Source organism: Enterobacter sp. WP_7_1 (genome assembly GCF_003688535.1).
Lineage (GTDB): Bacteria > Pseudomonadota > Gammaproteobacteria > Enterobacterales > Enterobacteriaceae > Enterobacter > Enterobacter asburiae.
In genome coordinates this window covers 257,166-281,268 of sequence record NZ_REFK01000001.1, presented here as the reverse complement: position 1 = coordinate 281,268, position 24,103 = coordinate 257,166, and the positions used below count along the sequence as shown (strand labels likewise).

Genomic DNA, 24,103 nt, shown 5'->3' with positions numbered 1-24,103 from the left:
GGTGAACAGAAGCCTGAATTCCTTTCTGGCTTAAATAAATTCATTTTTAAGTCTTGCGGGTAAAATTGATCTAACGCAATATAATGACTTCTCGGTTATTCAAAACTGATTAAAACTATTTCGATGACCTGATTTTTACAAAATATTTCTAAACCAACATTAAACGAGGGGGAACCATGTTTGGTATTTATCGCGGACGACGCCTGGCGTTATACATTGTCGTAGCCATTGTTATTGCCACGTTAATTGGTTATAGCACCTATACATTTGTAAAATTATTTTCCTGATAAAGACGTTTATTTACATAACGCGATATTAATATAAATGCCGGGTCGTATTTTGTTATTTATCCGCTAAATAATATCCTCGTTTTATTCAATAACGTCTGAATCGCTGATATTGCTTTACGTTACAGGATGCCGGACAATGACATTTTTAACTGACGATTAACATTACGATGAAACACCCGTTAGAATCGCTGCTTACGGCAGGCGGCATTTTATTGCTGGCCCTGCTCTCCTGCCTGCTGTTACCCGCGCCGTCGCTGGGTCTGGTGCTGGCGCAGAAGCTGGTTCAGACCTTTCACATGGTCGATCTGAACCAGCTTTACACCATTCTGTTCTGCGTGTGGTTTTTACTGCTGGGTGCCATCGAATTCTTCGTCCTGCGTTTCGTCTGGCGCCGCTGGTTTTCAATGGCCTCGTAAGCCAATAAAAAAGCCGGGTGGCGACTTCGCCTTACCCGGCCTGTGATGGCAATTTTCCAGACCCGCCAGGGCGGAAAACAGCTCAGTGCGTCTGACTGTGGTTCTCCTTGCGGTACGCACCAGGCGGCTGGTTGAACGTCCGGGTGAAGATACGGGTAAACGTCTGCTGCGAGTCAAACCCGTAACGCAGGCAGATGTCGTAGACCCGAGCGTCGGACTCACGCAGATCACGCGCCGCCAGCAGCAGCTTGCGCTCACGGATATAACGCCCCAGGCTCTCCCCTTTGTACTGCATAAACAACCGCTGCAGGTGCCACTTCGAGTAACCCGCGTGGCGGGCAATCTCTTCTATACGTAATGGCTGGTGCAGATTGTCGTCGATCCATTCGACGATAGTGTCGATGACTTGAGCGGAAATGGTCATGCTGCTGTCCCCCTCTGCTTCTCGCTTAAACATTATTCCCACCACGCGCGAAAGGTTTGCGTGGCGTCATTCACCCGGACGGGCTCGCCCAGCGCCGGTGTCAATAGCCGATAGTTTTTATCCTTGCTGGCTTTAGCCAGCTGGATCAGCGGATCGTTCCACGTATGTTTCGCCAGCACGAAGCGTCCGTTATGCCCGGGCACTACGGCTTTCGCGTTCAGATCCACCGAGGCCTGCGCCGTTTCCTCCGGCAGCATGTGGATGTACTTCCAGTCCTGGTCGTACTGGCCGTTTTCCATGATGGCGACATCCACGCCATCAAACTGCTCGCCGATGGCCTTAAAGTGCGGGCCGTAGCCGGAGTCCCCGCTGTAATAAACCTTCTGCTCTGGCGTGACGAACATAAAGCTGCCCCACAGGGTTCGATCGCGCTTGATGCCGCGCCCGGAGAAGTGGCGCGCCGGCAGAACATGCACCGTCAGTTCATCGCTGATGCGTACCGACTGGTTCCAGTCGCGCTCGTCAATAATCTCAGGCTTCATACCCCAGTAGCGCAGATGGGATCCCACGCCCAGCGGCGTCACCACGCGCTTCACCTTCGGCAGTAGCGCCCTGATGGTGGCGTAATCCAGATGATCGTAGTGATCGTGCGAGATTATCAGCAGGTCGATTTCCGGCATGCTTTCAGCGCGCCACGGGTACTCCCCGGCAAAGGCTTTATTCAGAAACGAGAACGGCGCGGCATAGTTGCTGAGCACCGGGTCAATCAGGATGCGTTTGCCCGCGAGCTGCAGGTACCACGAGGAGTGACCGAGCCACACCAGGGCGTCCTGCTCCAGCGGCAGGCTCGCAAGATCGGTTTTCACCAGCGGCAGCGGCTGGGCCGGGCGCGCGTTTTCGGTTTTTTTGGTCAGAAAATCCCACGTCGCGACCAGCATGTTTTTGTCGCCGTTATAACCCGGCGTCGGCAGCGTATTGTGGAATTTCCCCTCGCGATACTGGGGGGAGGCCTCCACTTCGGTGAGCTGCTCACCCTGCGGTGGCTGACCAAATCCGGCATTCAGTACAAACGGTAAACTCGCAGCTGAAGCAATAATCATGATTAACACCACGCAGATGAAGAGAGGTTTTTTCATATCCAGACCCGAAAACGCGCCCCATCCGATAGTTTGCGCGGGGTAAACTTGATTATGAGTGAGTAAGCACTCATTATAGATATGATGATAAAGTCGTCAAGACGTTTTCGATCTTTGACATTCCGCGTTGCAGCGTGTCAAAGCACGTGTTTCAATCAGGGTTTTTATAATTGACAGGGGGAAAAATTTAGTGGCACGTCCGAAGAGTGAAGATAAAAAACAGGCCTTACTGGAAGCCGCAACGGTGGCGTTTGCACAGTCAGGTATTGCCGCCTCAACGTCGTTAATCGCCCGTAACGCGGGCGTCGCCGAAGGGACCCTGTTTCGCTACTTTCCCACTAAAGACGATCTGCTGAATGCCCTCTATCTGCACCTGAAGCAGGATCTCTGCCAGGCCATGCTGGCAAACCTCGATCGCACCATCACGCTGCCCAAAGAACATACCCGCAATATCTGGAACAGCTACGTAGACTGGGGTATTCGTAACCCCGTTTCTCATGCGGCTATCCGCCAGATCGGCGTCAGTGAAAAGCTGAGCGCCGAAACGGAACAGGCGGTGAAAGAGATGTTCCCGGAACTCCATGAACTGTGCCGCCGCTCGGTGCGTCAGGTGTTTATGTCAGATGAATTTAAAACGTTTGGCGATGCGCTTTTCTTATCGCTGGCCGAATCCACGATGGAATTTGCCACTCGCGACCCTTCCCGCGCCGTTGATTTTAAAGCGCTCGGTTTTGAAGTGATGTGGCGCGGGCTGGCCCAGGAAGAGAGCGATGGACAGTAAATCCTTGCAGGAGCACGCAATGCGCGTGGCCCTTGAGTTGCCCTTCACCGAACACTGCTGGCCGTTTGGGCCGGAGTTTGATGTGTTTAAAGTGGGCGGAAAGATTTTCATGATCGTCGCGGTCGCGCACGGGCGACCGCACGTCAGCCTGAAGTCAGACCCGGAGAAATCACTGTTAAATCAGCAGATCTATCGCGGGATAGAGCCGGGTTACCATCTGAGTAAAAAGCACTGGATTTCCCTTTACGGCACTGACGACGTGACGCCGGAACTGGTTACCGACCTCATTAATGATTCGTGGAATCTGGTGGTGGATAAGCTGCCGAAAAAAGACCAGAAGTGGATCCGGCCGGTCTGATTGTTCGTCTGAGACGAACAGATTAAGCGCTCGAATTGCACTTATCTTTTTCCGCGTCCCGCTGTAATCTGCATTCCTTTCGCGCCCGCGAGCGGGCGAATTTCATCACCAGGAGTTGTTATGGATATCATTTCTGTCGCCCTGAAACGCCACTCTACCAAGGCGTTCGACGCAAGCAAAAAACTGACCGCGGAAGAAGCGGAAAAAATCAAAACCCTGCTGCAGTACAGCCCGTCCAGCACCAACTCCCAGCCGTGGCACTTCATTGTAGCCAGCACCGAGGAAGGAAAAGCGCGCGTGGCGAAATCCGCCGCGGGCACCTATGTGTTCAACGAACGCAAAATGCTGGATGCGTCCCACGTGGTGGTGTTCTGCGCGAAAACCGCGATGGATGACGCCTGGCTGGAGCGCGTCGTGGATCAGGAAGAGGCCGATGGCCGTTTCAACACGCCGGAAGCCAAAGCCGCAAACCATAAGGGCCGCACCTATTTCGCCGACATGCACCGCGTAGATCTGAAAGATGACGACCAGTGGATGGCGAAGCAGGTTTACCTGAACGTCGGTAACTTCCTGCTGGGCGTGGGCGCGATGGGCCTGGACGCGGTACCGATTGAAGGTTTCGACGCCGCCATTCTCGACGAAGAATTTGGCCTGAAAGAGAAAGGCTTTACCAGCCTGGTGGTGGTACCGGTTGGGCACCACAGCGTGGAAGATTTCAACGCCACGCTGCCGAAGTCTCGCCTGCCGCTGAGCACGATTGTGACTGAGTGCTGATCCTTTGTGGCACGCTGGGTTCCGGCGTGCCTGTTTTCACTACCGTATACTCCCGTTGTGTATAGATGCATTCGTTAGCAGGCAAATTATTTGTAACAGCACAGAAATACTTATATCGGAAATTTCGCATACGATTTTATAATTAATAATTACGTTCTTCTATGTGATATCAACCAGTTATAGCCTCGCACCATCCAAATCAATAACCTTCAAAAATATATCCCCTTATTTTCCCCGCGCCCAAATTAATTATTCCACTCTGGTACATCATTTATTAACGCGAACTTTGTATGAATTGTTACATGTCTATTTTTGTAATCGAGATTATGCATGTTTTTATATGCCTCCATTTCGCATAAAAAGAAATGGGAACACTTTTTCAAGGAATTACAAGGATAGATATATGAAAAATAAAAGTGCAGTGAGCACTCGGTCTAATACAAAAGTATTACACGCTAAACTGGCGCCGACCTGTTTTGCGACCATGCTTGCACTGGGCATGATCATGCCTGCTCAGGCCGCCATCGTGGCAGGTAATACCGATAAACCGGCCATTCATACGGATGCAAGTGGCGCAACCATCGTTGATATCAACAAGGCGAGCGCAGGTGGAGTTTCCCATAACGTTTATTCCGAATTTAACGTCGACAGCAACGGCGTGATCCTGAATAACAGCGGCACAGCAACCAACACCCAATTAGCAGGCCAGATCGATGGCAACGCTAATATGGCTGGCGGCAGCGCTAAGGTGATCCTGAACGAAGTACGTTCATCCGATCCGAGCCAGCTGAACGGCATGGTCGAAGTGGCAGGCCAGTCCGCACAGGTGATTATCGCCAACCCATCAGGCATCACCTGTGACGGTTGCGGCTTTATCAATACCAACCACGCTACGCTGACCACCGGTACAGCCACATACGATAACAAGGGTAATGTTACCGGTCTGGATGTGAGCAAAGGCCAGGTGACCATCACCGGTAAAGGGATGGATACCCGCTCTACGCAGTACACCGACATTATTGCCCGCTCAGTGAAGGTCAATGCGAAAGTTCAGGCTAACGAACTGAATATCGTAACGGGTAACAACCACATCGATAAATATGGTCATGTGCAGAAGAAGTATGACAGCAGCAATGCCCCGGACGTAGCGCTGGATGTGTCTGCGCTGGGTTCCATGTACGCGAATAAAATCTATATGGAAGGCACTGACGCCGGCGTTGGCGTGCATATCGATCGTGCAGACCTGACGGCATCCGACACGTTGTCAATCAATGTTGATGGTGTGGTCGAAAACAACGGGGGACATATCAGCGGTAAAAATGCAGCTACCGTAATGGGAAGTGATGTCCTGAACCATAACGGTCAGATTACCTCTGAGGGTATGGTCTCCGTTGCCGCAGACAACACGCTGGACAACACTAACGGCGTCATTAAAGCTGCGATGGTTAATCTTTCCGGCAAAAATACCGTTAACAGCCACGGTTCCATCCAGGGCAGCCAGAATACCTTTATTACCGCTGACTCGCTGAACAACAGCGACGGTGAAATTCTCAGCAATGGCGATTTGACGATCGGCCGCGCCTCCTGGAATTACAACGCGCAGGGCGTGAATAATACCCATGGCCGCATTGATGCTAAGGGTGCCCTCAACGTTGACGCTGCCAGCCTGAACAACTCCGCTGGCCGCGTAGAAACCAACGGAGCGATGGCCGTCAATGTCGACACGCTGACGAACGACAACGGTCTTATTTCCGCCGGGAACGGCTGGAACATGATCAACGCCTCCATGTTGAATAACGATAACGGGGTGATTCAGTCTCTGGGGTCTGACAGCCAGCTTCAGGTGAGCGGCAACAACATGCTCTCTAACCGCAATGGTTCAATCCACAGCGACGGCTCTGTTTCAATCAATGGCGCGCTGGATAATATGTCCGGCACCATTGCAGCCGGCAAAGACCTCTTTATGTACGGCACGTCCTACTATTCTGACCTTGCCAGTAAGATGGAAGCAGGCGGCAACATCGACATGACCGTGACCGGTACGTTCCAGAACGCCGGAACCCTTAAGGCGGGTCAGGATATGATGTTAAACATCGGTTCTAATGGCTGGAATAGCTATGGCGGCCCGGCGCATAACAGCGGTTCCATCGCGGCTGGCGGTCGCCTGGCGCTGCAGATGAACAGCAGTCAGTTCGACAACAGCGGCGACATTACCGCTAATCAGCTGGATCTTCAGCTGGCAGACCTGTCCAACAGCGGCTCGATCGTCAGCAAGAATGATTTCAACCTGAACACCACTAACCTGGAGAACCGGGGACACGGCACGATTAGCGCCGACCATAACATCAACGTCACCACCTCTTATCTGATGACGGATGCGGGTAGCAAGATCAACGCCGGTTCTGATGCCACGCTGTTTGTGATGAATAACCTCGACAACAGCGGTGATATCCGTGCGGCACATGACATTAATCTCACCGTAATGGGCAGCTACGGCTGGTCTCAGAGTACCGCGTATAACTACGGCACGATGACTGCGGGTAATAAACTGAACGCACAGATGGACCGCGTAACCCTCATCAACGGCGGCACGCTGTCCGCTGATAACGGTATTACCCTGGTCAGCAATTACCTGACCAACAGCGGTAACATCACCAGTGCAGGCGATATTACGCTGAACACGGCTAGCGGTATTAACAACGAAGCCAGCGGTAAAATTACCGGCGATAGCGTGTACACCACAGGCTACGTTAATAATATGGGTATTATTAACGAGACCGGTGCTGCGACCACAGATAACGGTGCAACGACCCCGGATAACGGTGCAACGACGCCTGACGACAGCAATACCAACACAGACTCGGATGCCACGGCGGATAACAGTGGAAATACCACAGTTAAGCCAAACGGCACACCTGAAGGTAATGGCGTTTGGGAAAACGGCGTCGTTTACCACCCGGGTGATATCTATTACGGCTATGTTGTTCAGGACATTATTTATTACCCTGGCGGCTATGTCATCGCTACCGCAGCGTAATTCTTTTTAAATAAAAAGCCTCACACCTTCGTGAGGCTTTATTCCCTAACTATGTTTCTGCGATGAGTATCTCCAGGACGTTGTAAATTATAATGAACAATTATCAAGCGGGCCTCAGTTTCCTTTTTTTGTCCTTATGCTTAATGCAATCCTCTCTTCTTCATGCCGAACCAGCAACGATACAGCAGCAGGATCAAGCCCGACACGAACAGCTCGCGCCTCAGGGTAAGCCGCTGCTTACGGCTGAAAGCACGTCGAAAGGCGACGCGCTTGTTCTTCCGAAAGAGTCTGTTTGCTATGACATTCGCCATGTGAGAATCGACAATACGCAGTCGCTTCCACACTGGCTCACCTTTCGCGATGTCATTCGTCAGGCTGAGAATAACTGTATCGGCGTGAAGGGAATTAAAGCCATACATACGGCCGTGCAGGATCGATTAATATCCCACGGATTTATTACCACCCGCGTATTAATACCGGAGCAAAATTTGCACAAGGGAACGCTAACCCTGCAAATCCTGCCTGGACGCGTCAGTGATGTCATTATTCAGGATCAAAGCGGGCTCCCCGTTCATCGCTGGAATAACGTCCCGCAAGCACCGGGCGATCTCCTCGATTTACGCGGTCTGGAACAGGGGCTGGAAAACCTGCAGCGTATTCCTGGTTCGCAGGCGAGTATTCGTCTGATGCCGGGGGAAAATCCTGGCGATACCCGCGTAGAGATCAAGCGCGACCAGCGTAAAGCCTGGCGACTGGGCAGCTGGTTTGATGATTCCGGAAGTAAATACACCGGACGATATCAGGGGGGCCTGGCGCTATATCTGGATAACCCCACCTCGCTCAACGATATGTTTTATGCAGCGTATGGCGGTGGTTTCAAAAATGAAAACGGCAAGCGTAACGATAATAGCTCGGCGTTTTACTCCGTTCCCTGGGGATACTGGGCGCTGGAACTTTATGCCAGCCAGTACAGAACGACGCAGACTATCCATAGCGGTGATTTTCACTACCGGTACAGTAGCGATGAAAAGTTAATGACCGCCGCGCTTAACCGTGTGGTTTACCGCAGCGCGAGCCAGAAAACCACGCTGGGCTTTAAAGGGATTAAGCGTGATTCCCGCTACGATCTTAACGACGTGGAAGTGGAGGTTCAGCACCGGGACACCAGCAGCTGGCAGCTTAGCCTGGAGCATTTAGCCTATCTTCCATTCGGCCAGCTTACGGCAAGCCTCGGTTATCAACATGCCGCACCCTGGTTTGGTGAAGAAGCCGATGCCGAAGAGATGGTGGGCAGCGCCGACGCGCAGGCGCGCATCATTACGCTGAGTGCAGACGGTACTTTCCCGTTCAAACTGGGCAAGTTCGCCCTTAGCTATGAGCCGCATTTCAAGCAACAGACCACTCCGGACAGGCTGACCCAGCCCGATAAGTTCACCATCGGCAACCGCTGGACGGTGCGCGGCTTTGACGGAGAGTCCTCATTGTATGCCGACAAAGGCTGGTATCTGCGTAATGATATCAATCTGAATCTGCCGGTATGGGGAATGCAGCCGTATATTGGAGCAGACTATGGCGAAGTCAGCGGCTCAGAAAATGATTACTGGAGCGGGGAGCACATTGCCGGTGCGGTCGCAGGCGTACGTGGGGTAAAAGGCCATCTGGGTTATGACCTTTTTGCGGGTGTGCCTCTGGCAAAACCGGATGAGATGCATACCAGTCCCGTCACGCTTGGATTTTCGGTGCAATGGCAGTACTGAGGGCAGAGTGAAAAATTAGCACTTTCGGGCGATGAGTATTACGTTCGGCTTTTTTCTGCCAGCCATTCCATCGCTCGCTCCCCCGCCTCATCCACCGGCAGATACACCAGAAGCCGCGACCCGTTTCGCGGCGCGGAGTACCAGTACATCTGCTGCAGCGTAAAATCCCCCAGCTCGGGATGGGTAAACAGCTTGAGCTGGTTCTCCACGCCGCGCACGTCGTTGCGCTGGTGCCACAGGGTTTTGAACTCTTCGGACACCGCAAAGAAGCGCGCCAACTTGGCCTCCCACAGCGGGTCACCCCGGTGTTCGGCCATCGCCGCGCGGAAATAGGAGACAAATATGGGCAGCACATCGTCACGTCTGCCGAGACGCGCGCGCCACGCCGGGTGGGTGAGGAACAGGTAAATACAGTTGCGGTCTTCCGGCGGGATTTCATTGAAATCGACGCCCATCAGGTGCCCGAAGCTGTCGTTCCACGCCACGATGTCGAAATTCGGTTTCTGAATGCTGGCGGGTTTAGGCATAAGCGTATCCAGCAGGCGCCGCGTGCCCTCGCTGATGCCCTCGCAGCAGACCGCCTGCGGCGCTTCACCCGGCGGCAACCCGGCTAACACAAACAGGTGTCGTGCCTCGGTCGGGGTGCACTGTAGCGCTTTTGCAACAGCGGCCATCACCGCGCTGGATGGATTGACGTCCCTGCCCTGCTCCAGCCACGTGTACCAGGTCACCCCCACATCAGCGAGCATCGCCACCTCTTCCCGGCGCAGGCCCGGCGTGCGGCGGCGACCGCTGCGCGGCAGGCCGAGACGCTGCGGATCGAGGCTTTCACGTCGTGCGCGTAAAAATGCCCCCAGCTGTTTTCGGGTGTCATCCTGAAGTGAGACGACGGGTTCAGACATCAAGGCCATAAATCCCCCTGCATGGTAGTGCCAGTACCAGTATAAGCAAGAACTGGTACCCGTTTATCAGATAGTTGATGCTACGACCATCTGATGAATGACGCAATGGAGTTACCATGAATACGTCAGTTGTTTCACCGGGCCGCGCTGGCCTGATATTGCTGCTAACCGGCCAGATGCTGCCGATGATTGATACCTCAATCACCAACGTGGCGCTGGACGCCATCACCCACTCGCTGAACGCCACCGCCACCGAGCTGGAGCTGATAGTCGCCCTCTACGGCGTGGCCTTCGCCGTCTGCCTCGCGCTCGGCAGCAAGCTGGGGGATAACTTTGGCCGTCGGCGTCTGTTCATGTGGGGCGTCGCGAGCTTTGGCCTGGCCTCGCTGCTCTGCGGGATGGCGGGGAACATTGAACAGCTGCTGGCCGCGCGCATCGTTCAGGGGGCGGGAGCCGCACTGATCGTGCCGCAAATTCTTGCCACCCTGCACGTGACGCTGAAAGGTACGGCGCACGCTAAGGCCATCAGCCTGTTTGGCGGCATCGGTGGGATTGCGTTTATCGTCGGCCAGATGGGCGGCGGCTGGCTGGTGTCGGCGGATATCGCCGGGCTGGGCTGGCGAAACGCCTTCTTCATCAACGTGCCGATCTGTCTGGTGGTGCTGGCGCTGAGTCGCCATTTCGTACCCGAAACCCGTCGCGAGACGCCGTCACGCATCGACTGGACCGGAACCGTGCTGCTGGCGATCATTCTTTGCTGCCTGCTGTTCCCGATGGCGCTCGGCCCCCAGTGGCACTGGTCGTGGCCGCTGAAGGTTATGCTTCTCGCGATTATTCCGCTGGGCTGGCTGACGGCGCTGAATGCGCGCAAAAAGGAGCGTGAGAACGCCCACCCGCTGATCCCGCCGCGCCTGCTGCAGCTTCGCAGCGTTCGCTTTGGCATACTGATTGCGATGCTCTTTTTCAGCGTCTGGTCCGGGTTTATGTTCTGTATGGCGCTGACCATGCAAACCGGTCTGGGGATGGCACCGTGGCAGTCCGGAAACAGTTTTATCGCGCTGGGCGTAACTTACTTTATTTCGGCGTGGTTCGCGCCGCGGCTGATTGCTCGCTACAGCACCAGTACCATTCTGCTGACCGGTCTGGCGATCCAGATTGCCGGCCTGCTGGCGCTGATCGCCACGTTCCGCGTCTGGGGAATGGAGAATACCGCCCTGACGCTGGCGCCCGCGACCGGGCTGGTCGGCTACGGGCAGGCGCTGATCGTGAACAGCTTCTACCGCATCGGGATGCGCGATATTCAGCCTGACGACGCGGGGGCCGCGAGCGCCATTCTCAGCACGCTGCAGCAGGCCGCGCTGGGGCTTGGCCCGGCCATTTTTGGCGCGATTTTGCTCCACGCGCTGCAGAACCATCACGGGGATTACACCCAGGCGGTGAACGTCTTCCTGATGGTGGAAACGGCGATGATGGTGGTGCTTGCCCTGGCGACGCTGCGCATCCGCCATCGCCTGTGCCTGCCGATGGTAAAGGTCTGCCAGGCCACCAAATAAGCCCGTGAATTTGCATAATAGATCCGCAGCCGCCATTATGGGGCTGCATCAATACAGGAGACGTTATGCAGGAATTAATTGCTCAGGTTGAAGAGTTAGGCATTGAAATTAATCACACCACCTCTTTAGTGATTATCTTTGGTATTATTTTTCTTACCGCCATCATCGTTCATTTTATTCTGCACAAAGTGGTGCTTCGCGCTTTCGAAAAACGCGCGCAGGCCAGCAGCCATTTGTGGCTGCAGATCATCACCCAGAATAAATTATTTCACCGTCTGGCCTTCACCCTTCAGGGGATAATCGTCAACGTCCAGGCGGTACTGTGGCTGCAAAAAGGCAGCGAAGCGGCGGAAATTCTCACGACATGCGCAAAGCTGTGGGTCATGGTGTATGCCCTGCTCTCCTTCTTCTCGCTGCTGGACGTGATTTTTAATCTGTCGCAGAAAATGGCCACCGCATCACAGCTGCCGCTGAAGGGGATCTTCCAGGGCATCAAGCTGGTGAGCGCCATCCTGGTGGGAATATTGATTATCTCCCTGCTGATCGGCCAGTCCCCGGCGATTCTGATAAGCGGTCTCGGCGCCATGGCCGCCGTGCTGATGCTGGTGTTTAAAGACCCGATACTCGGACTGGTGGCGGGGATTCAGCTCTCCGCCAACGACATGCTCAAGCTCGGCGACTGGCTGGAGATGCCGAAATACGGTGCCAACGGCACGGTGACCGACATCGGCCTGACCACCGTGAAAGTACGCAACTTCGATAATACGATTACGACCATTCCGACGTGGGCCCTGGTCTCTGACGCCTTTATCAACTGGAGCGGCATGTCTGCCTCCGGCGGGCGACGCATTAAGCGCAGCCTGAATATTGATACCACCAGCATTCATTTCCTGGACGAGCAGGAGCAGCAAAAACTCATTCAGGCGAAGCTGCTGAAGCCCTATCTGGCCGCGCGACATGAGGAAATTAACCTGTGGAATCAGAAGAACGGTGAAGGGGAGTCGGTATTAAACCTGCGTAAGATGACCAATATTGGTACCTTCCGCGCCTACCTGAATGAATATCTGCGCAACCATCCGCGTATTCGCAAAGATATGACGCTGATGGTGCGCCAGCTAGCGCCTGATGCGAATGGTTTGCCGATTGAAATATATGCCTTCACCAATACGGTGGTCTGGGCAGAATATGAAGAGATTCAGGCCGACATCTTCGACCATATTTTCGCGGTGGTGGATGAATTTGGGCTGCGTATTCACCAGTCCCCGACCGGGAACGATATTCGATCCCTGGCGGACGTTATCGCCAGATAATTCGTTTGTAGGCCCGGTAAGCGAAGCGCCACCGGGCGTGAAGGCAGGTGCGGTTTGGTGTGGTGCCCTCACCCCGGCCCTCTCCCGCAGGGAGAGGGAAAAACCGCGCTACTTTTTGCGGGAAAGCTTAAACGCTACAAACAGGAACACCACCCACACCGGCAGCAGCATCGCCGAAAGGCGCATCTCATCCATGGTGCACATCAGCACCAGAATCAGCCCCAGGAAAGCGATACAGATATAATTCCCCGCCGGATAAAGCAGCGCTTTGAACTGCGTCTCGCGTCCCTTGCGGCGCATCGCGGCGCGAAAGCGCAGGTGCGCCAGGCAGATCATGATCCAGTTCAGCAGCAGCGTAGCGACAACCAGCGCCATCAGCAGGCCAAAGGCCTCTTTCGGCAGCAGATAGTTAATCAGCACCACCAGCGAGGTGATAGCGCCGGAAAGGAACAAGGAATTCACCGGCACGCCGCGACGGCTGACGCGGGTGAGGAACTTCGGTGCGTTGCCCTGCACGGAGAGGCCAAACAGCATGCGGCTGTTGGAGTAAACGCCGCTGTTATAGACCGACAGAGACGCCACCAGAATGACGAAGTTCAGCGCCGAGGCCACCAGGTTGCTGTTCATATCGTGGAAAATCATCACGAACGGACTGCTGTCGGACTTCACTTCCACCCACGGATAGAGCGCCAACAGCACCACCAGCGAGCCGATGTAGAACAGCAGAATCCGGTACACCACCTGGTTGACCGCTTTGGGAATGCTTTTATGCGGTTCGCGCGCTTCCGCAGCGGTAATGCCAATCAGCTCGAGTCCACCGAAGGAGAACATGATCACTGCAAGGGAGAGAATCAGCCCTTTCCAGCCGGTCGCCAGGAAACCGCCGTGCTGCCACAGGTTGTCGATAGTGGCCCGCTCGCCGCCGTGGCCGGAGAACAGCAGCCACAGGCCAAAGCCGATCATCCCGATAATCGCCAGCACCTTGATCAGCGCAAACCAGAACTCGGTTTCGCCATACAGGCGCACGTTGACGAGGTTAACAGCGTTAATAATGATGAAGAAGGCCGCCGCCCAGATCCACGTCGGCACGTCCGGCAGCCAGTACTGCATGTAAATGCCTGCGGCGGTCAGCTCCGCCATTCCCACCAGCACGAACATGACCCAGTAGTTCCAGCCGGACAGGAAGCCTGCAAACGGGCCCCAGTATTTATAAGCAAAGTGCGCGAAGGAGCCTGAAACCGGCTCTTCAACGACCATCTCGCCAAGCTGGCGCATGATCAGGAAGGCAATAATCCCGGCGATACCGTAACCCAGCAGAACCGCCGGGCCAGCCATCTGAATAGCGGGGCCGATGCCGAGAAACAGCCCGGTACCGATCGCGCCGCCAAGGGCAATTAACTGAATATGTCGATTTTGCAAACCACGTTGCAGCGTCGGATTCTGATCCGACGAGGCTTCAGCGCTACCATGGCCTGAAGCGGATGACGCGTCTTTCACGTCCTACCCCTGTCTCTTTTTTAGAAGGGGCACGTTTTAACACTTCATGCTGGAGGTAGCAAGGGATTGGGGCATCCCTGCCCCGGATAACGAGATGGAACGCTTAAAACGCGTAGCCAACCGAGACCTTAAAGGTGCGCGGTTCGCCCTGCGTAATATAGGTACCGGAATCGTCGACGCTGGCCCAGTAGTTTTCATTGGTCACGTTGTCGATGCCCGCGCGAACCGTCATCTGGTTTTCATTGTGGTTAACCGCGAAGCGATAGCGCATTCCCAGATCCAGCGTGGTGTAGCTGTCCAGCTTTTTGGTGTTTGCCAGGTCAGCGTACTGCGCGCCGGAATGGTTCACGCGGGCGGTCGCGGTCAGGCCGTCAACCGGCTTGATGTCGTACTCTGCGCCCACTACCGCGTAAAAGTTTGGAATACCGATCGCATCGTTGCCCTGATTCACACCATTTTTGGTTTTGGTCAGCTCGGCCTGCAGCCAGGTGGCGCTGGCGTTCAGGCGCATCCCCAGCGCGGGCTCGCCGAAGACGTTCAGTTCAACGCCTCGGTTACGCTGCTCGGCGTCCAGGCCGTAGTGGCCGCTGTCGTCGAGGATCGCCGACGGCATTTTGATCTCAAACAGCGCAAGCGATCCGCCCACGCGGCCGAAGTCGGCCTTCACGCCCACTTCGTTCTGCTTAGAGTGAACGATACCGGTGCTCTGGCCGTAGTTGGTGGCGGTGTTAGGCGCGGTTTTGCCCGGCTGCAGCGCTTCGGTGTGGTTTGCATAGAGGGAGATCGCCTCCCACGGCTTGTAGACCACGCCGTAGGTGGGCATCCAGCGGCTGCCGTCGAAACCGTCCGCCGCGTTTTCCGCACCGGTGACTTTGTTATACCCGCGAATGACCACCTTCTGATGGCGCGCGCCCGCGGTGAACAGCAGCTTGTCGTCCAGCACGCCCAGCGTATCGCTCAGCAGCCAGCCCTGGGTACGGGTGCGCCCGCTGGTCAGCGGATCGCTGTACTTTCCGCCGGAGCCGCTGAAGTTGGTGCTGTCCGGCATATCGACGCCGGTGTTGTGGTAGATGTTAGTGGTCGGGTTATCCTTCGCCGCCGACATTTTCCACGCGATTTTTTCGTTCTTTGTCATCGCCGAATAGCCAACGTTGACCTTGTGCGAGACGAAGCCCGTAGTGAAGTTCCCGCGAACGCCCGCCATGCCGCTGACGGAATCGCTGATCCGGTTGGTATCAAGACGGCTGACCGTTGCCTTGCCGCTTTTATCCACCAGCTTCGGCGCGCTGTAGATGCCTTCCTCGTGCGCGTGCTGCGCGCCAAGACCGGTATAGGCCGTCCAGCCGTCGGTGATGTCGTACTCGCTGCGCCACATCCCAAATTCGTTTTCGATATTGCTGTAGGCCCACTTCTGCGAGAAGTTTCGATCGTTTTTCGGCGGCTCGGGCACGAAGTCCACCGCGGAAATATTGACGCTGGTCGGGCTGCCGTGAAAGGTTTTCTTCTGATAGCCGAGATCCAGCGAGGTGCGGAAGCGGTCGCCCGCGTAATCCAGGCCGGTAGAGAGCAGCGTGGTGCGGCGGCGGTCATTCGGTATGCCGGTTTCCCCTTCGCGATGGACCAGGTTCACCCGCGCGCCGAACTGGTCGCTGTCGCCGTAGCGACGGCCCGCATCCAGCGTGGTACCAAACTGGGAATCCGAGGTGTAGTCCACGCCGACCTTCGCCTGCGGGAGTTCGCCCGCGTGTTTTGGCTCAAGGTTGATCATCCCGCCCACGCCGGAGCTTGCCGCGCCGTTCATCAGCGAGTTGGCCCCTTTGAAGATCTCGATGCGGTCAACCATCTGGGTATCCACCACCTGGCGCGGCAGCACGCCGGACAGGCCGCCAAAGGTCATGTCGTCGCCGTCGAACTTCAGGCCACGGATGCGGTAGGTCTCCGCGCTGTTGCCGTACCCCTGAACGAACTGCACGCCCGCGTCGTTCGCGACGACATCGGCAATGGTTTTAGCCTGCTGATCTTCCACCAGCTTCGAGGTGTAGCTGATGATGTTGAACGGCACGTCCATGGCGTTCTGCTGGCCCAGCATCCCCATGCGCCCGCCGTTCGCCACCTGTCCGTCAAGAAAGGCCGGTACCAGCTGGTCGCCGCCGGGTTTGAAATCGCTGGCTGGTGCAGCCTGGACAACAAGGGTGTCCTCTTTTTGATCGTCCGCCGCGAAGGCGGAATGTGTCGCCGCGCCAACGGCGAGCGCCAGCAGCGTCTTGTGCATGATGGTGTTGTTCATCGTTAACTCATTTTAAAGTGCGCGCAAAAATGACCCGTTGTCGGGCCTTAGAATGTATTGGGTGCAATGCAAATGAGAACTATACGCATTATCTATGCGTTAGCAAGTGTAACCGCGTTCATGAGGAGATTTGGCGAGAAAAGAGGGGGAACGGCCACCCCGCTTCGGGGGTGGCTGCAATGACGTTATTTTTTCTTGTAGATATTGGCCGTACCGTGAATTTTATTGTTGGTGTTCCCTGAGGTGAGCACCAGGACATCCGCGCCTTTCTTATCGGCTTTCTCAATCAGTTCTTTTTTCGCATCATCCACCGATACTTCATTCGAGGTGTTTACCGTACCGATTTTTTTATATTGAGATGCAACTTTTTTGAACTCGCTTTTAGTGAGTAGCTGTGCAGCAAAAGCATTGGTCGTAAACAGTAACGCCGTTCCCAACAAAATAGCAGTCGTCTTTTTCATAACCTTTTTCCTTGAGATTAATCAGCAACTACGAAAAACCTCACGCAGTGTGGTGAGGTTTTATGAGCATGGTAGAGAATCTCAGGAATTGCCATACGTTCGGGAATAATCTTTTATAACAACCCGTTGCATGAAATTACTAACGAATATTAAGAATATTCGAATACCCGCGCGGTGCCAGCAATATCAACGCGTACCGTCGTGCCCGGGTTCCATCCTGGCTGGCTTACGGTCTTCAGAATCACCGGCTGCTGCTGTCCGGCTAATCCCAGGGTGAGCGTCGACAGCTGGCCGGTGAAGTCCACGTCGAGAATCGAGATCGGACTTTCATGCGCTGCACATGCCGTCACGCGTAATTGTTCAGGGCGCATCATTACCCTGCCCTGTCCTGTCGCATGCGCGTTGTCCGTCGGCACTTCACCCAGCGCGCACACGGCATACCCGGCTGCGAGCTGAGCAGGCAGGATCACGGCATCGCCAAGAAACAGCGCCGTCTCTTCGTCAACGGGACGGGTGTAGACGTCATAAGGCGTGCCGACCTGCGTGAAGCGTCCGGAGCGCATGACGGCAACCTGCGTGGCAAAGGACAACGCTTCGTTCTGATCGTGGGTGACCAGAATCGAGGCCACGCCCGCTTCGGCCAGCAGATCGGCCGTTGCCTTACGCGTCATGGCGCGCAGGCCGGTATCCAGCGCCGAGAACGGTTCATCCAGCAGCATCAGTGAAGGTCGCTGGGCCAGCGCACGGGCAAGCGCCACGCGCTGCTGCTGTCCGCCGGAAATCTCGTGGGGCCAGTGCGTTGCGAGCTGCCTGTCCAGAGAAACCATCTCCATCAGTGCCTCAACGCGCTGGCGCTTTTCGTGGCGGGTGCCGTCCAGCCCCCAGGCAATGTTGTCTGCCACGTTGAGGTGCGGGAACAGCGCGCCCTCCTGAGGCACAAAACCGATCCGGCGCAGGTGGGCGGGAACAAAACTGTTTTCATCGAACAGCGTTCTCCCCTGCATGACAATGCGCCCGGTGTCAGGCGTTTCGAACCCGGCAAGAATACGCAGCAGCGTGGTTTTCCCCGACCCGGACGGCCCGACAATCGCCGTCCTGCTCCCCGGCGCCACGCTCAGGTTTAAGCTGTCGAGCACCTGCACATCAGAAAACGATTTAGAAATGGCGGTTAATTCAAGCATGTCATAGCCCTGCAATTTTTTTCGACTGCATATAGAGAATGGCGGTCAGCGGGAGTGAAATCAGGATCATCAGCATCGCGTAAGGCGCGGCGGCAACATAGTCAATTTCACTGGTCAGCGCCCAGAATCCGGTGGACAGCGTGCGCGTGCCCAGCGGAGAGAGCAACAGCGTGGCGGTTAACTCGTTGCTGACGCCGAGGAAAACCAGCGCGGCCCCTGCCGCCGCGCCCGGCGCGGCCAGCCGCATCGTGACGCTCCAGAGCGCCTTCGCGGGCGTGCTGCCCAGGCTGCGCGCCACGTTTTCCAGCTCAACCGGCGCCTGCGCAATCCCCGCCCGCAGGTTGATGAGCGCGCGGGGCATAAACATCAGCAGGTAGGCCAGGAACAGGGTAATTTCCGTCTGGTAAATGGGACGGGCGTAATGAATGGTGACGGTGACCAGCGCCAGCGCCGTGACGATGCCCGGCAGCGAACTAGTGATATAGATGCACCCTTCCAGCATCCGGAAGATGCGGTGCGGATAGCGAATTCCCAGCCACGCGATGGGGATCACGCACGCGGTCGTCAGAAGCGCACCGCCCACGCCGAGCATCAGCGTCTGGCGCAGCGAATGCCAGAGATCGGCGCTCATCCAGTTTTGCACGCCGCCGAGCCAAATCCAGCGACACAGAACAATTAACGGCACGCCCAGCGCCAGCACGATCAGCACGATGAAAAACAGCTGGCCCAGCGCGGCGGCCGCAGGCTTCAGCGGCCAGCGTTTCTGCTCGCGCGCGGCCCCGGCGCCAATGCGCGCGTAGCGTGCTTTTCCGCGCGTCACGCCTTCCAGTATTAATATAGCCAGACAGCACAAGGCCAGCACGCCCGCCAGCATGTTCGCCGCCGGGCCGCTGAAGGTAGACTGGAACTGGTCATAAATTGCCGTGGTGAAGGTATCAAAGCGGATCATCACGTACAGGCCATATTCCGCCAGCAGGTGCAGCGCCACCAGCAGCGCGCCGCCGCAGATAGCCAGCTTGAGCTGGGGCAGCACCACGCGGAAAAAGACCCGCCACGGCGGCGTACCCAGCGAAGCGGCGACATCTTCAAGCGTCGGGTCAAGGCGACGCAGCACCGCCGCAACCGGCATATAGATAAACGGATAGTAGGCAAGAACCGAGAGAAACACGCCCGCGGAGAGCCCGTGCATGGACGGGACAACGCTCACCCAGGCATAGCTTTGCACAAACGCGGGGATCGCCAGCGGGGCGACCGCCAGTGCAGACCAGATCCCTCGCCCGGCAAGCTGCGTGCGCTCCGTGAGCCAGGCGATTGCCACGCCCGTCACGATACACAGAGGAACCGCTAAAGCCGTCAGCCACAGCGTGTTGCTGAGCAGCTCAGCAACACGCGGGCGAAACACCAGCGCCTTAATGGTTTCCCAGCCGGTCTCAATGCCAATGGCAATGATAAAACCCAAAGGCAGAAGCGCCATTAATGAAAACAACACAGCTAACGCAACCATCGGCAGTGCAGGACGCCTGCGGGCAGGCTCCTGCACTCTGTTTTTTCCGATGTCGAGACTCAGACCAGACATAAGACGTTCACTTTACTCTCAGGATCACAGCAGGCCGGCTTGCGTCATCAGCTCGATAACTTTTTTACTGTTAAGCGTTGAAGGTTCAACTTTCGGTGCATCAAGATCTTTCAGCGGGACCAGTTTCGGGTTTGAGGCCGCGTTCACGCCCACTGCATATTCAAAGGCGTTATTGGTACGCAGGCTTTCCTGGCCTTCTTTACCGGTAATGTATTTGATGAAGGCCTGCGCCTGCGCTTTGTGCTTGCTGGATGCCAGCACGCCGCCGCCAGAGAGGCTCACAAACGCGCCCGGATCCTGATGTTTGAAGTAGTAGAGCTGGGTGTTTTTGCTGTTTTCACCGGTTTTGGACTGATCGACAAAACGGTAGTAGTGATAAATCACGCCGCCATCAATCTGACCGGCATTGACCGCTTTCATCACGGTGCTGTTGCCTTTATAGGCAACGAAATTGGCTTTCATCGCCTTGAGCCATTCCAGCGTGGCCTTCTCGCCTTTCAGCGCCAGCATCGCGCTCACGATGGCCTGGAAATCCGCACCTGACGGTGATGCCGCCCAGCGGCCTTTCCACTCGGGCTTAGCCAGATCCATCAGCGATTTAGGCAGCTGCTGTTCGTTCAGTTTTTCCGGGTTATACACAAATACCGTGCTGCGGGCCGCGATGCCGATCCAGCGACCGTGCGCCGGACGATATTCTGCCGGTACCTGCTTCAGGGTGTCTGCATCCAGCGGCGCAAACAGGTTGGCGTTATCCACCAGCACCATTGACGGCGAGTTCTCCGTCAGGAACACGTCTGCCGGTGACGCGCTGCCTTCCTGAACCAGCTGGTTACCCAGCTCGCTGTCATCGCCATTACGCAGAGTGACCTTAATGCCGGTTTCTTTAGTAAAACCGTCAACCCACGACTTCACCAGGTTTTCGTGCTGCGCGTTATAAACAACGATGCCTTCGTTGTTATCGGCCGCAACCGATTGTGTAGAAAGGAAAAGTGATGAAGACAACAAGGCAAGCGAGAAGCAGGACAGCAGGCGAGAATTCATGAACATATCCTTAATAGACCAACGGGATTAACGACTCATAGCTTTGTGGGACAGGATTAAAGCATACAACAACGCTAATGATAATTAGTATCAATCCAGTTTAGGAGTAAAAGTGTAAAATTTCTTTATTGCGGAGTTTGTTAAGATAAAAATTCAAATTTTAATCCGAGATAATATTTAGATTAAGAAAACCTTAAGCCTGCCAGCAATGAAATTCATTAGCCTTCTATTCATTCTCCCGCGAAGTGAAATTTGTTATTTACGCGCCCGGCATATATAAAAAAGCCCCGATATTTCGGGGCTTTTTATGTTTATTCAGAGGTAGCCAAATTATTAGGCGACTATTTAAAAACGCATCACATCGCAGCGTGGGGGGCATACATCGGATAGGTGAAGAGCAATAAATGCACGCAGTTCAGGCCAAAATGGAATAACGTTGCAACCCAGAGCTTACCGCTCCACATCCACGCCAGGCCGTAAATAATGCCGGAGAGGCTGGCAAAAATGATCAGTAGTAAACCGCCGCTATAATGCATCAGCCCAAAGATGACTGAGGCAATCAACAGCGCGACAACAGGATGAATAACCCGGGACAAGCGTTGCTGTAGGTAGCCTCTGAACAAGGCTTCCTCGGCCAAAGAGACGAAGAAAATATTCGCAAGGGCAAATTGAGCGAACCATTCTGGCGCATGCGGCTCAATTCTAAGTCCGCCCAACGCAACAGCCAGAAGTAACAGCGCGGGTATCGCAAGAACCAATATTCCCCAACCGACCTTGCCAGCTTGATAGAGGGGCTTTGCTACGAATAACGTTGGCATGCACGTAATTAAAAAGAAAGGCACCACTGCCTTGTCCATATTAAAGTACATACTGAACGGTATGCTTTGCGGACCAACGACGACAGCATCCAGCACTTTGGGGTTATGGAAGCCCGGGATCACATGCAAAACCAGGGCAACGGCGATGACCACACACAGGCCTTCGACCAGATATGTATATTTATTATTTCTATTACGTAGCCATTCAACAGCAGACCAGCCAACAACGATTGATGCAATAACCAGCAGCGCCGGGGCGTCAAGAATGCCCTGTTTCCAGCCGAGAAATGCCGTTAATCCCAGCATTAGATAAGCCAGGCTTTTATTAAGGGAAAGTGCGGCAAGCGAAGTTGCGAGTAGATACCACATAAATGTCCTTCTTGACCGGTAAATGTTAGGGGCGATGTCCCAAATATGTCCCACAACGGAAATCAGAGGATGTGAAGGAGGCGTACTCTATGAGATGAAATGGCACGCCCTGTAGGATTCGAACCTACGACCTACGGCTTAGAAGGCCGTTGCTCTATCCAACTGAGCTAAGGGCGCACTGATATGTGTGTACTTCGCGGTGGTGAAACGCGAAGAATTATACGGTCAATGGCAGGTGAGTCAATGCCTTTTCCGTTTTCCACGGCAATTACAGCTAGCCGATTGTAAATACGGCTATTTTCTCAACATTTCGCCCTGTTTCACCGTAAAATTTGGCGCTGCGAAAAGGCTTAGTTGCATTTAAGTAACGCCTGCTGTTTTCCTGAACGTCAGCTCGTCACACTAGAGTCAGGTATCCCGGCCGCCTGGAGGCTGGCAGACAACAGGACAATGGAGTGACAGCGCAAAACCTGATCGATACGCCCCCCCGGTTACAGTACATTTCTCAGGACATCGTCGGCATTAAGCTTGAGCCCATCGTCGCCCTTTCCTCCTTGCGCCAGGTTGGCGTGGAGGTACTAAGCGTTCTGTCCGACACGCGGCACAGCGAGGACTTTTTTTGCGAACGGTCCGCAGACTGGTCGATAGCGCTGCTTGAAGCGCAGCTTGCCGCGTTAAAAAATGCGCCGCACGGTCATAATCTTTTTATTAATCTGCCGATAACCGTCCTGACAGAGACAGCCTCTTTTCAGCGACTTATCCGGTTGCCAGACGTGTCGCTTAATATTGAGATTGTCGATCTCGCGTCCTTTTTAGCGCTGACCCTCGTCGAGAAGCAGCATGTCGTTCAAAATTTGCGGCAACTTAGCAGACAGGGACATGCAATCTGGCTTGATGACGTGGATGACGTCACAGTGCAGTCGTTTTTATCCTGCCGACTCCCGTTAAGCGGCATCAAAATAGATAAGGAAGCATTCTGGCGTTTACGCGACACCCCTGCGCTGAGGCAACTGGTTTCCCTTTGCTTTCAGCTTGCCGGGAAAGTGCTTATTGAAGGTATTGAGACTGAACGCGATCGTACCTGGGCACTGCAGGCAGGCGCAGACCTCGGCCAGGGATATTACTGGCCGTCCTGGACATGGCCGGAGGATTAAAAAGCCATTTCCAGGAGGGAGACCATGCGAATGACAGTGCGCCGTTACCGGCGGCGGCGTACAGGAAGTGATGCACTGGGATTTACGCGCTCACCTTTTGCTCCCCCCTTTTTCGACCGGCTCGAATTTTTGAGCCAGTCTATCAGCCAGCCCCGCAAAACCGACGCCCCGTTTATCCTTCTGGTGACGGAGGATCACTACCTGCGCACCGGTTTTCTCAACGGGCAGTTTCCCCTGAGCAGCTGCTGCGACTACGCCACGCTGGACGACGCCCTTATCGCTCAGACCCAGTGGCCTTCAGCCCGTCTGGTCGTGGATATTGAAAGCCGATCCACGGGCCTTCTGGAGAAACTGGATCAGTTGAGACGGCATAGCCTGTTTCCTCCGTTCCTGACGCCCTGGCTGTTGGTCCGGGCCGATAATTACGACACCCGCCTCTTCTGCAAAGCGGCGGGTCCCTTTCATGTGCTCGAACGTCAGCTGAACGCCGCTGCGCTCCAGCACAGCCTGTTGGATACCCTACCTCCGCTGGGTACCGAGAAAGACTGGTTCTCGCGAAACGAATGGCCCATCCTGCAGGAGCTTTCCCGGGGCAAGACATTGCGTCAGATTGCCCTTATGCAGAATCGCCCCTATAGCCGCATTATCTATCGTCTCAGCTGCATTCTCCTAAAGCTGGGTCTAAGCCATCGCCAGGAATTGCTCCATCTTCTTAATAACCTCTCAGACTGCACGTTTTCACTCACCTCCTAACCCCTTATTTCCTAAAGCGGTTTAGGAAATTACTTACCACTTGCGTTGCAAAAATGTTAATTTTTAACAATAAACTCGAAATTATAACTATTCCTAATTTATGGGCGTGAACCTTGTGAAATGCCACAGATTAACGGAACGGCAGCACTTTCCTCCATCCGTTAAGTGAATGCAGAAGGCGTTAACAAGATGATAATGATGTAAAAACAAGCAGCTTAGCGACAACAG

The 24,103-nt window shown here is 54.9% G+C and carries 20 protein-coding genes and 1 tRNA gene; 10 read left to right on the top strand and 11 right to left on the bottom strand.

Features of this window, described 5'->3' with window-relative positions; genetic code table 11:
• Nucleotides 1-457 precede the first annotated feature (457 nt).
• Entirely contained in the window at nucleotides 458-706 is a 249-nt protein-coding gene (locus BJ885_RS01380; protein WP_121931011.1) for a DUF1158 domain-containing protein, read from the top strand.
• Nucleotides 707-788: 82 nt separating this feature from the next.
• Here BJ885_RS01380 and BJ885_RS01375 read toward each other — a convergent pair whose 3' ends face one another.
• The gene (locus BJ885_RS01375; RefSeq protein WP_010428317.1) at nucleotides 789-1,130 is read right to left on the bottom strand and encodes a RamA family antibiotic efflux transcriptional regulator; all 342 of its coding nucleotides are present in this window, start codon (nucleotides 1,128-1,130) and stop codon (nucleotides 789-791) included.
• Between the two features lie 32 nt (nucleotides 1,131-1,162).
• Nucleotides 1,163-2,266 (bottom strand): MBL fold metallo-hydrolase, encoded by a 1,104-nt coding sequence (locus tag BJ885_RS01370; protein WP_121931010.1) that lies wholly within the window; start codon nucleotides 2,264-2,266, stop codon nucleotides 1,163-1,165.
• Nucleotides 2,267-2,456: 190 nt separating this feature from the next.
• Between BJ885_RS01370 and BJ885_RS01365 the strand changes: the two genes are divergently transcribed.
• The 5 genes from BJ885_RS01365 to BJ885_RS01345 all read left to right on the top strand — a co-directional run bounded on the left by BJ885_RS01365 (nucleotide 2,457) and on the right by BJ885_RS01345 (nucleotide 8,973).
• Nucleotides 2,457-3,047: a TetR/AcrR family transcriptional regulator gene (locus BJ885_RS01365; RefSeq protein ID WP_039264021.1), complete on the top strand. Its 591-nt coding sequence runs from the start codon at nucleotides 2,457-2,459 to the stop codon at nucleotides 3,045-3,047.
• Nucleotides 3,037-3,405, top strand: coding sequence for an MmcQ/YjbR family DNA-binding protein (locus tag BJ885_RS01360; protein WP_032662927.1), 369 nt, complete (start codon nucleotides 3,037-3,039; stop codon nucleotides 3,403-3,405). The genes BJ885_RS01365 and BJ885_RS01360 overlap by 11 nt, the downstream gene beginning before the upstream one ends.
• A 120-nt stretch (nucleotides 3,406-3,525) precedes the next feature.
• Complete coding sequence (gene nfsB, locus BJ885_RS01355) at nucleotides 3,526-4,179, top strand: oxygen-insensitive NAD(P)H nitroreductase (RefSeq protein WP_024906901.1); 654 nt, start codon at nucleotides 3,526-3,528, stop codon at nucleotides 4,177-4,179.
• Between the two features lie 403 nt (nucleotides 4,180-4,582).
• Nucleotides 4,583-7,216, top strand: coding sequence for a filamentous hemagglutinin N-terminal domain-containing protein (locus tag BJ885_RS01350; RefSeq protein WP_121931009.1), 2,634 nt, complete (start codon nucleotides 4,583-4,585; stop codon nucleotides 7,214-7,216).
• Nucleotides 7,217-7,359: 143 nt separating this feature from the next.
• Nucleotides 7,360-8,973 carry a ShlB/FhaC/HecB family hemolysin secretion/activation protein gene (locus BJ885_RS01345; RefSeq protein WP_259467183.1) on the top strand — a complete coding sequence of 538 codons (1,614 nt, stop codon included), beginning with the start codon at nucleotides 7,360-7,362 and terminating at the stop codon, nucleotides 8,971-8,973.
• Nucleotides 8,974-9,011: 38 nt separating this feature from the next.
• Here BJ885_RS01345 and BJ885_RS01340 read toward each other — a convergent pair whose 3' ends face one another.
• Nucleotides 9,012-9,884 carry a helix-turn-helix transcriptional regulator gene (locus BJ885_RS01340; RefSeq protein WP_063440701.1) on the bottom strand — a complete coding sequence of 291 codons (873 nt, stop codon included), beginning with the start codon at nucleotides 9,882-9,884 and terminating at the stop codon, nucleotides 9,012-9,014.
• Nucleotides 9,885-9,991: 107 nt separating this feature from the next.
• On the opposite strand from BJ885_RS01340, the gene BJ885_RS01335 reads away from it, so the two are divergent.
• Complete coding sequence (locus BJ885_RS01335) at nucleotides 9,992-11,428, top strand: MFS transporter (RefSeq protein WP_109844926.1); 1,437 nt, start codon at nucleotides 9,992-9,994, stop codon at nucleotides 11,426-11,428.
• 65 nt (nucleotides 11,429-11,493) lie between these two features.
• The gene (locus BJ885_RS01330) at nucleotides 11,494-12,738 is read left to right on the top strand and encodes a mechanosensitive ion channel family protein (RefSeq protein ID WP_121931007.1); all 1,245 of its coding nucleotides are present in this window, start codon (nucleotides 11,494-11,496) and stop codon (nucleotides 12,736-12,738) included.
• A gap of 108 nt (nucleotides 12,739-12,846) precedes the next feature.
• Here the strand turns inward: BJ885_RS01330 and pheP are convergent, their stop codons facing one another.
• From pheP to BJ885_RS01290, 8 genes are all read right to left on the bottom strand, one after another.
• Entirely contained in the window at nucleotides 12,847-14,235 is a 1,389-nt protein-coding gene (gene pheP / locus BJ885_RS01325) for a phenylalanine transporter (RefSeq protein ID WP_121931006.1), read from the bottom strand.
• Between the two features lie 103 nt (nucleotides 14,236-14,338).
• Nucleotides 14,339-16,522 carry a TonB-dependent siderophore receptor gene (locus BJ885_RS01320; RefSeq protein ID WP_121931005.1) on the bottom strand — a complete coding sequence of 728 codons (2,184 nt, stop codon included), beginning with the start codon at nucleotides 16,520-16,522 and terminating at the stop codon, nucleotides 14,339-14,341.
• Nucleotides 16,523-16,707: 185 nt separating this feature from the next.
• Nucleotides 16,708-16,983: a DUF1471 family periplasmic protein YahO gene (gene yahO, locus BJ885_RS01315; RefSeq protein WP_023310654.1), complete on the bottom strand. Its 276-nt coding sequence runs from the start codon at nucleotides 16,981-16,983 to the stop codon at nucleotides 16,708-16,710.
• Between the two features lie 149 nt (nucleotides 16,984-17,132).
• Nucleotides 17,133-18,164 carry an ABC transporter ATP-binding protein gene (locus BJ885_RS01310; protein WP_121931004.1) on the bottom strand — a complete coding sequence of 344 codons (1,032 nt, stop codon included), beginning with the start codon at nucleotides 18,162-18,164 and terminating at the stop codon, nucleotides 17,133-17,135.
• Nucleotide 18,165: 1 nt separating this feature from the next.
• On the bottom strand, nucleotides 18,166-19,740 hold the full coding sequence (locus BJ885_RS01305; protein WP_047648503.1) for an iron ABC transporter permease: 1,575 nt from the start codon (nucleotides 19,738-19,740) through the stop codon (nucleotides 18,166-18,168).
• Between the two features lie 24 nt (nucleotides 19,741-19,764).
• Nucleotides 19,765-20,781, bottom strand: coding sequence for an iron ABC transporter substrate-binding protein (locus BJ885_RS01300; protein WP_029741061.1), 1,017 nt, complete (start codon nucleotides 20,779-20,781; stop codon nucleotides 19,765-19,767).
• Nucleotides 20,782-21,137: 356 nt separating this feature from the next.
• On the bottom strand, nucleotides 21,138-21,968 hold the full coding sequence (locus BJ885_RS01295) for a CPBP family intramembrane glutamic endopeptidase (protein WP_121931002.1): 831 nt from the start codon (nucleotides 21,966-21,968) through the stop codon (nucleotides 21,138-21,140).
• A gap of 100 nt (nucleotides 21,969-22,068) precedes the next feature.
• Nucleotides 22,069-22,145: transfer RNA gene (locus BJ885_RS01290), tRNA-Arg, on the bottom strand.
• Between the two features lie 278 nt (nucleotides 22,146-22,423).
• Between BJ885_RS01290 and BJ885_RS01285 the strand changes: the two genes are divergently transcribed.
• Nucleotides 22,424-23,122 (top strand): EAL domain-containing protein, encoded by a 699-nt coding sequence (locus BJ885_RS01285; protein ID WP_029741059.1) that lies wholly within the window; start codon nucleotides 22,424-22,426, stop codon nucleotides 23,120-23,122.
• 24 nt (nucleotides 23,123-23,146) lie between these two features.
• Nucleotides 23,147-23,875 (top strand): response regulator transcription factor, encoded by a 729-nt coding sequence (locus BJ885_RS01280; protein ID WP_047648506.1) that lies wholly within the window; start codon nucleotides 23,147-23,149, stop codon nucleotides 23,873-23,875.
• The last annotated feature ends 228 nt before the right edge of the window (nucleotides 23,876-24,103 follow it).

Bases quoted from the DNA above. Each gene is read 5' to 3' on its own strand.
- BJ885_RS01380 (WP_121931011.1), top strand. From the start codon at position 458: ATGAAACACCCGTTAGAATCGCTGCTTACGGCAGGCGGCATTTTATTG.
- BJ885_RS01375 (WP_010428317.1), bottom strand. From the start codon at position 1,130: ATGACCATTTCCGCTCAAGTCATCGACACTATCGTCGAATGGATCGAC.
- BJ885_RS01370 (WP_121931010.1), bottom strand. From the start codon at position 2,266: ATGAAAAAACCTCTCTTCATCTGCGTGGTGTTAATCATGATTATTGCT.
- BJ885_RS01360 (WP_032662927.1), top strand. From the start codon at position 3,037: ATGGACAGTAAATCCTTGCAGGAGCACGCAATGCGCGTGGCCCTTGAG.
- nfsB (WP_024906901.1), top strand. From the start codon at position 3,526: ATGGATATCATTTCTGTCGCCCTGAAACGCCACTCTACCAAGGCGTTC.
- BJ885_RS01350 (WP_121931009.1), top strand. From the start codon at position 4,583: ATGAAAAATAAAAGTGCAGTGAGCACTCGGTCTAATACAAAAGTATTA.
- BJ885_RS01345 (WP_259467183.1), top strand. From the start codon at position 7,360: ATGCAATCCTCTCTTCTTCATGCCGAACCAGCAACGATACAGCAGCAG.
- BJ885_RS01340 (WP_063440701.1), bottom strand. From the start codon at position 9,884: ATGGCCTTGATGTCTGAACCCGTCGTCTCACTTCAGGATGACACCCGA.
- BJ885_RS01335 (WP_109844926.1), top strand. From the start codon at position 9,992: ATGAATACGTCAGTTGTTTCACCGGGCCGCGCTGGCCTGATATTGCTG.
- BJ885_RS01330 (WP_121931007.1), top strand. From the start codon at position 11,494: ATGCAGGAATTAATTGCTCAGGTTGAAGAGTTAGGCATTGAAATTAAT.
- BJ885_RS01320 (WP_121931005.1), bottom strand. From the start codon at position 16,522: ATGAACAACACCATCATGCACAAGACGCTGCTGGCGCTCGCCGTTGGC.
- yahO (WP_023310654.1), bottom strand. From the start codon at position 16,983: ATGAAAAAGACGACTGCTATTTTGTTGGGAACGGCGTTACTGTTTACG.
- BJ885_RS01310 (WP_121931004.1), bottom strand. From the start codon at position 18,164: ATGCTTGAATTAACCGCCATTTCTAAATCGTTTTCTGATGTGCAGGTG.
- BJ885_RS01305 (WP_047648503.1), bottom strand. From the start codon at position 19,740: ATGTCTGGTCTGAGTCTCGACATCGGAAAAAACAGAGTGCAGGAGCCT.
- BJ885_RS01300 (WP_029741061.1), bottom strand. From the start codon at position 20,781: ATGAATTCTCGCCTGCTGTCCTGCTTCTCGCTTGCCTTGTTGTCTTCA.
- BJ885_RS01295 (WP_121931002.1), bottom strand. From the start codon at position 21,968: ATGTGGTATCTACTCGCAACTTCGCTTGCCGCACTTTCCCTTAATAAA.
- BJ885_RS01280 (WP_047648506.1), top strand. From the start codon at position 23,147: ATGCGAATGACAGTGCGCCGTTACCGGCGGCGGCGTACAGGAAGTGAT.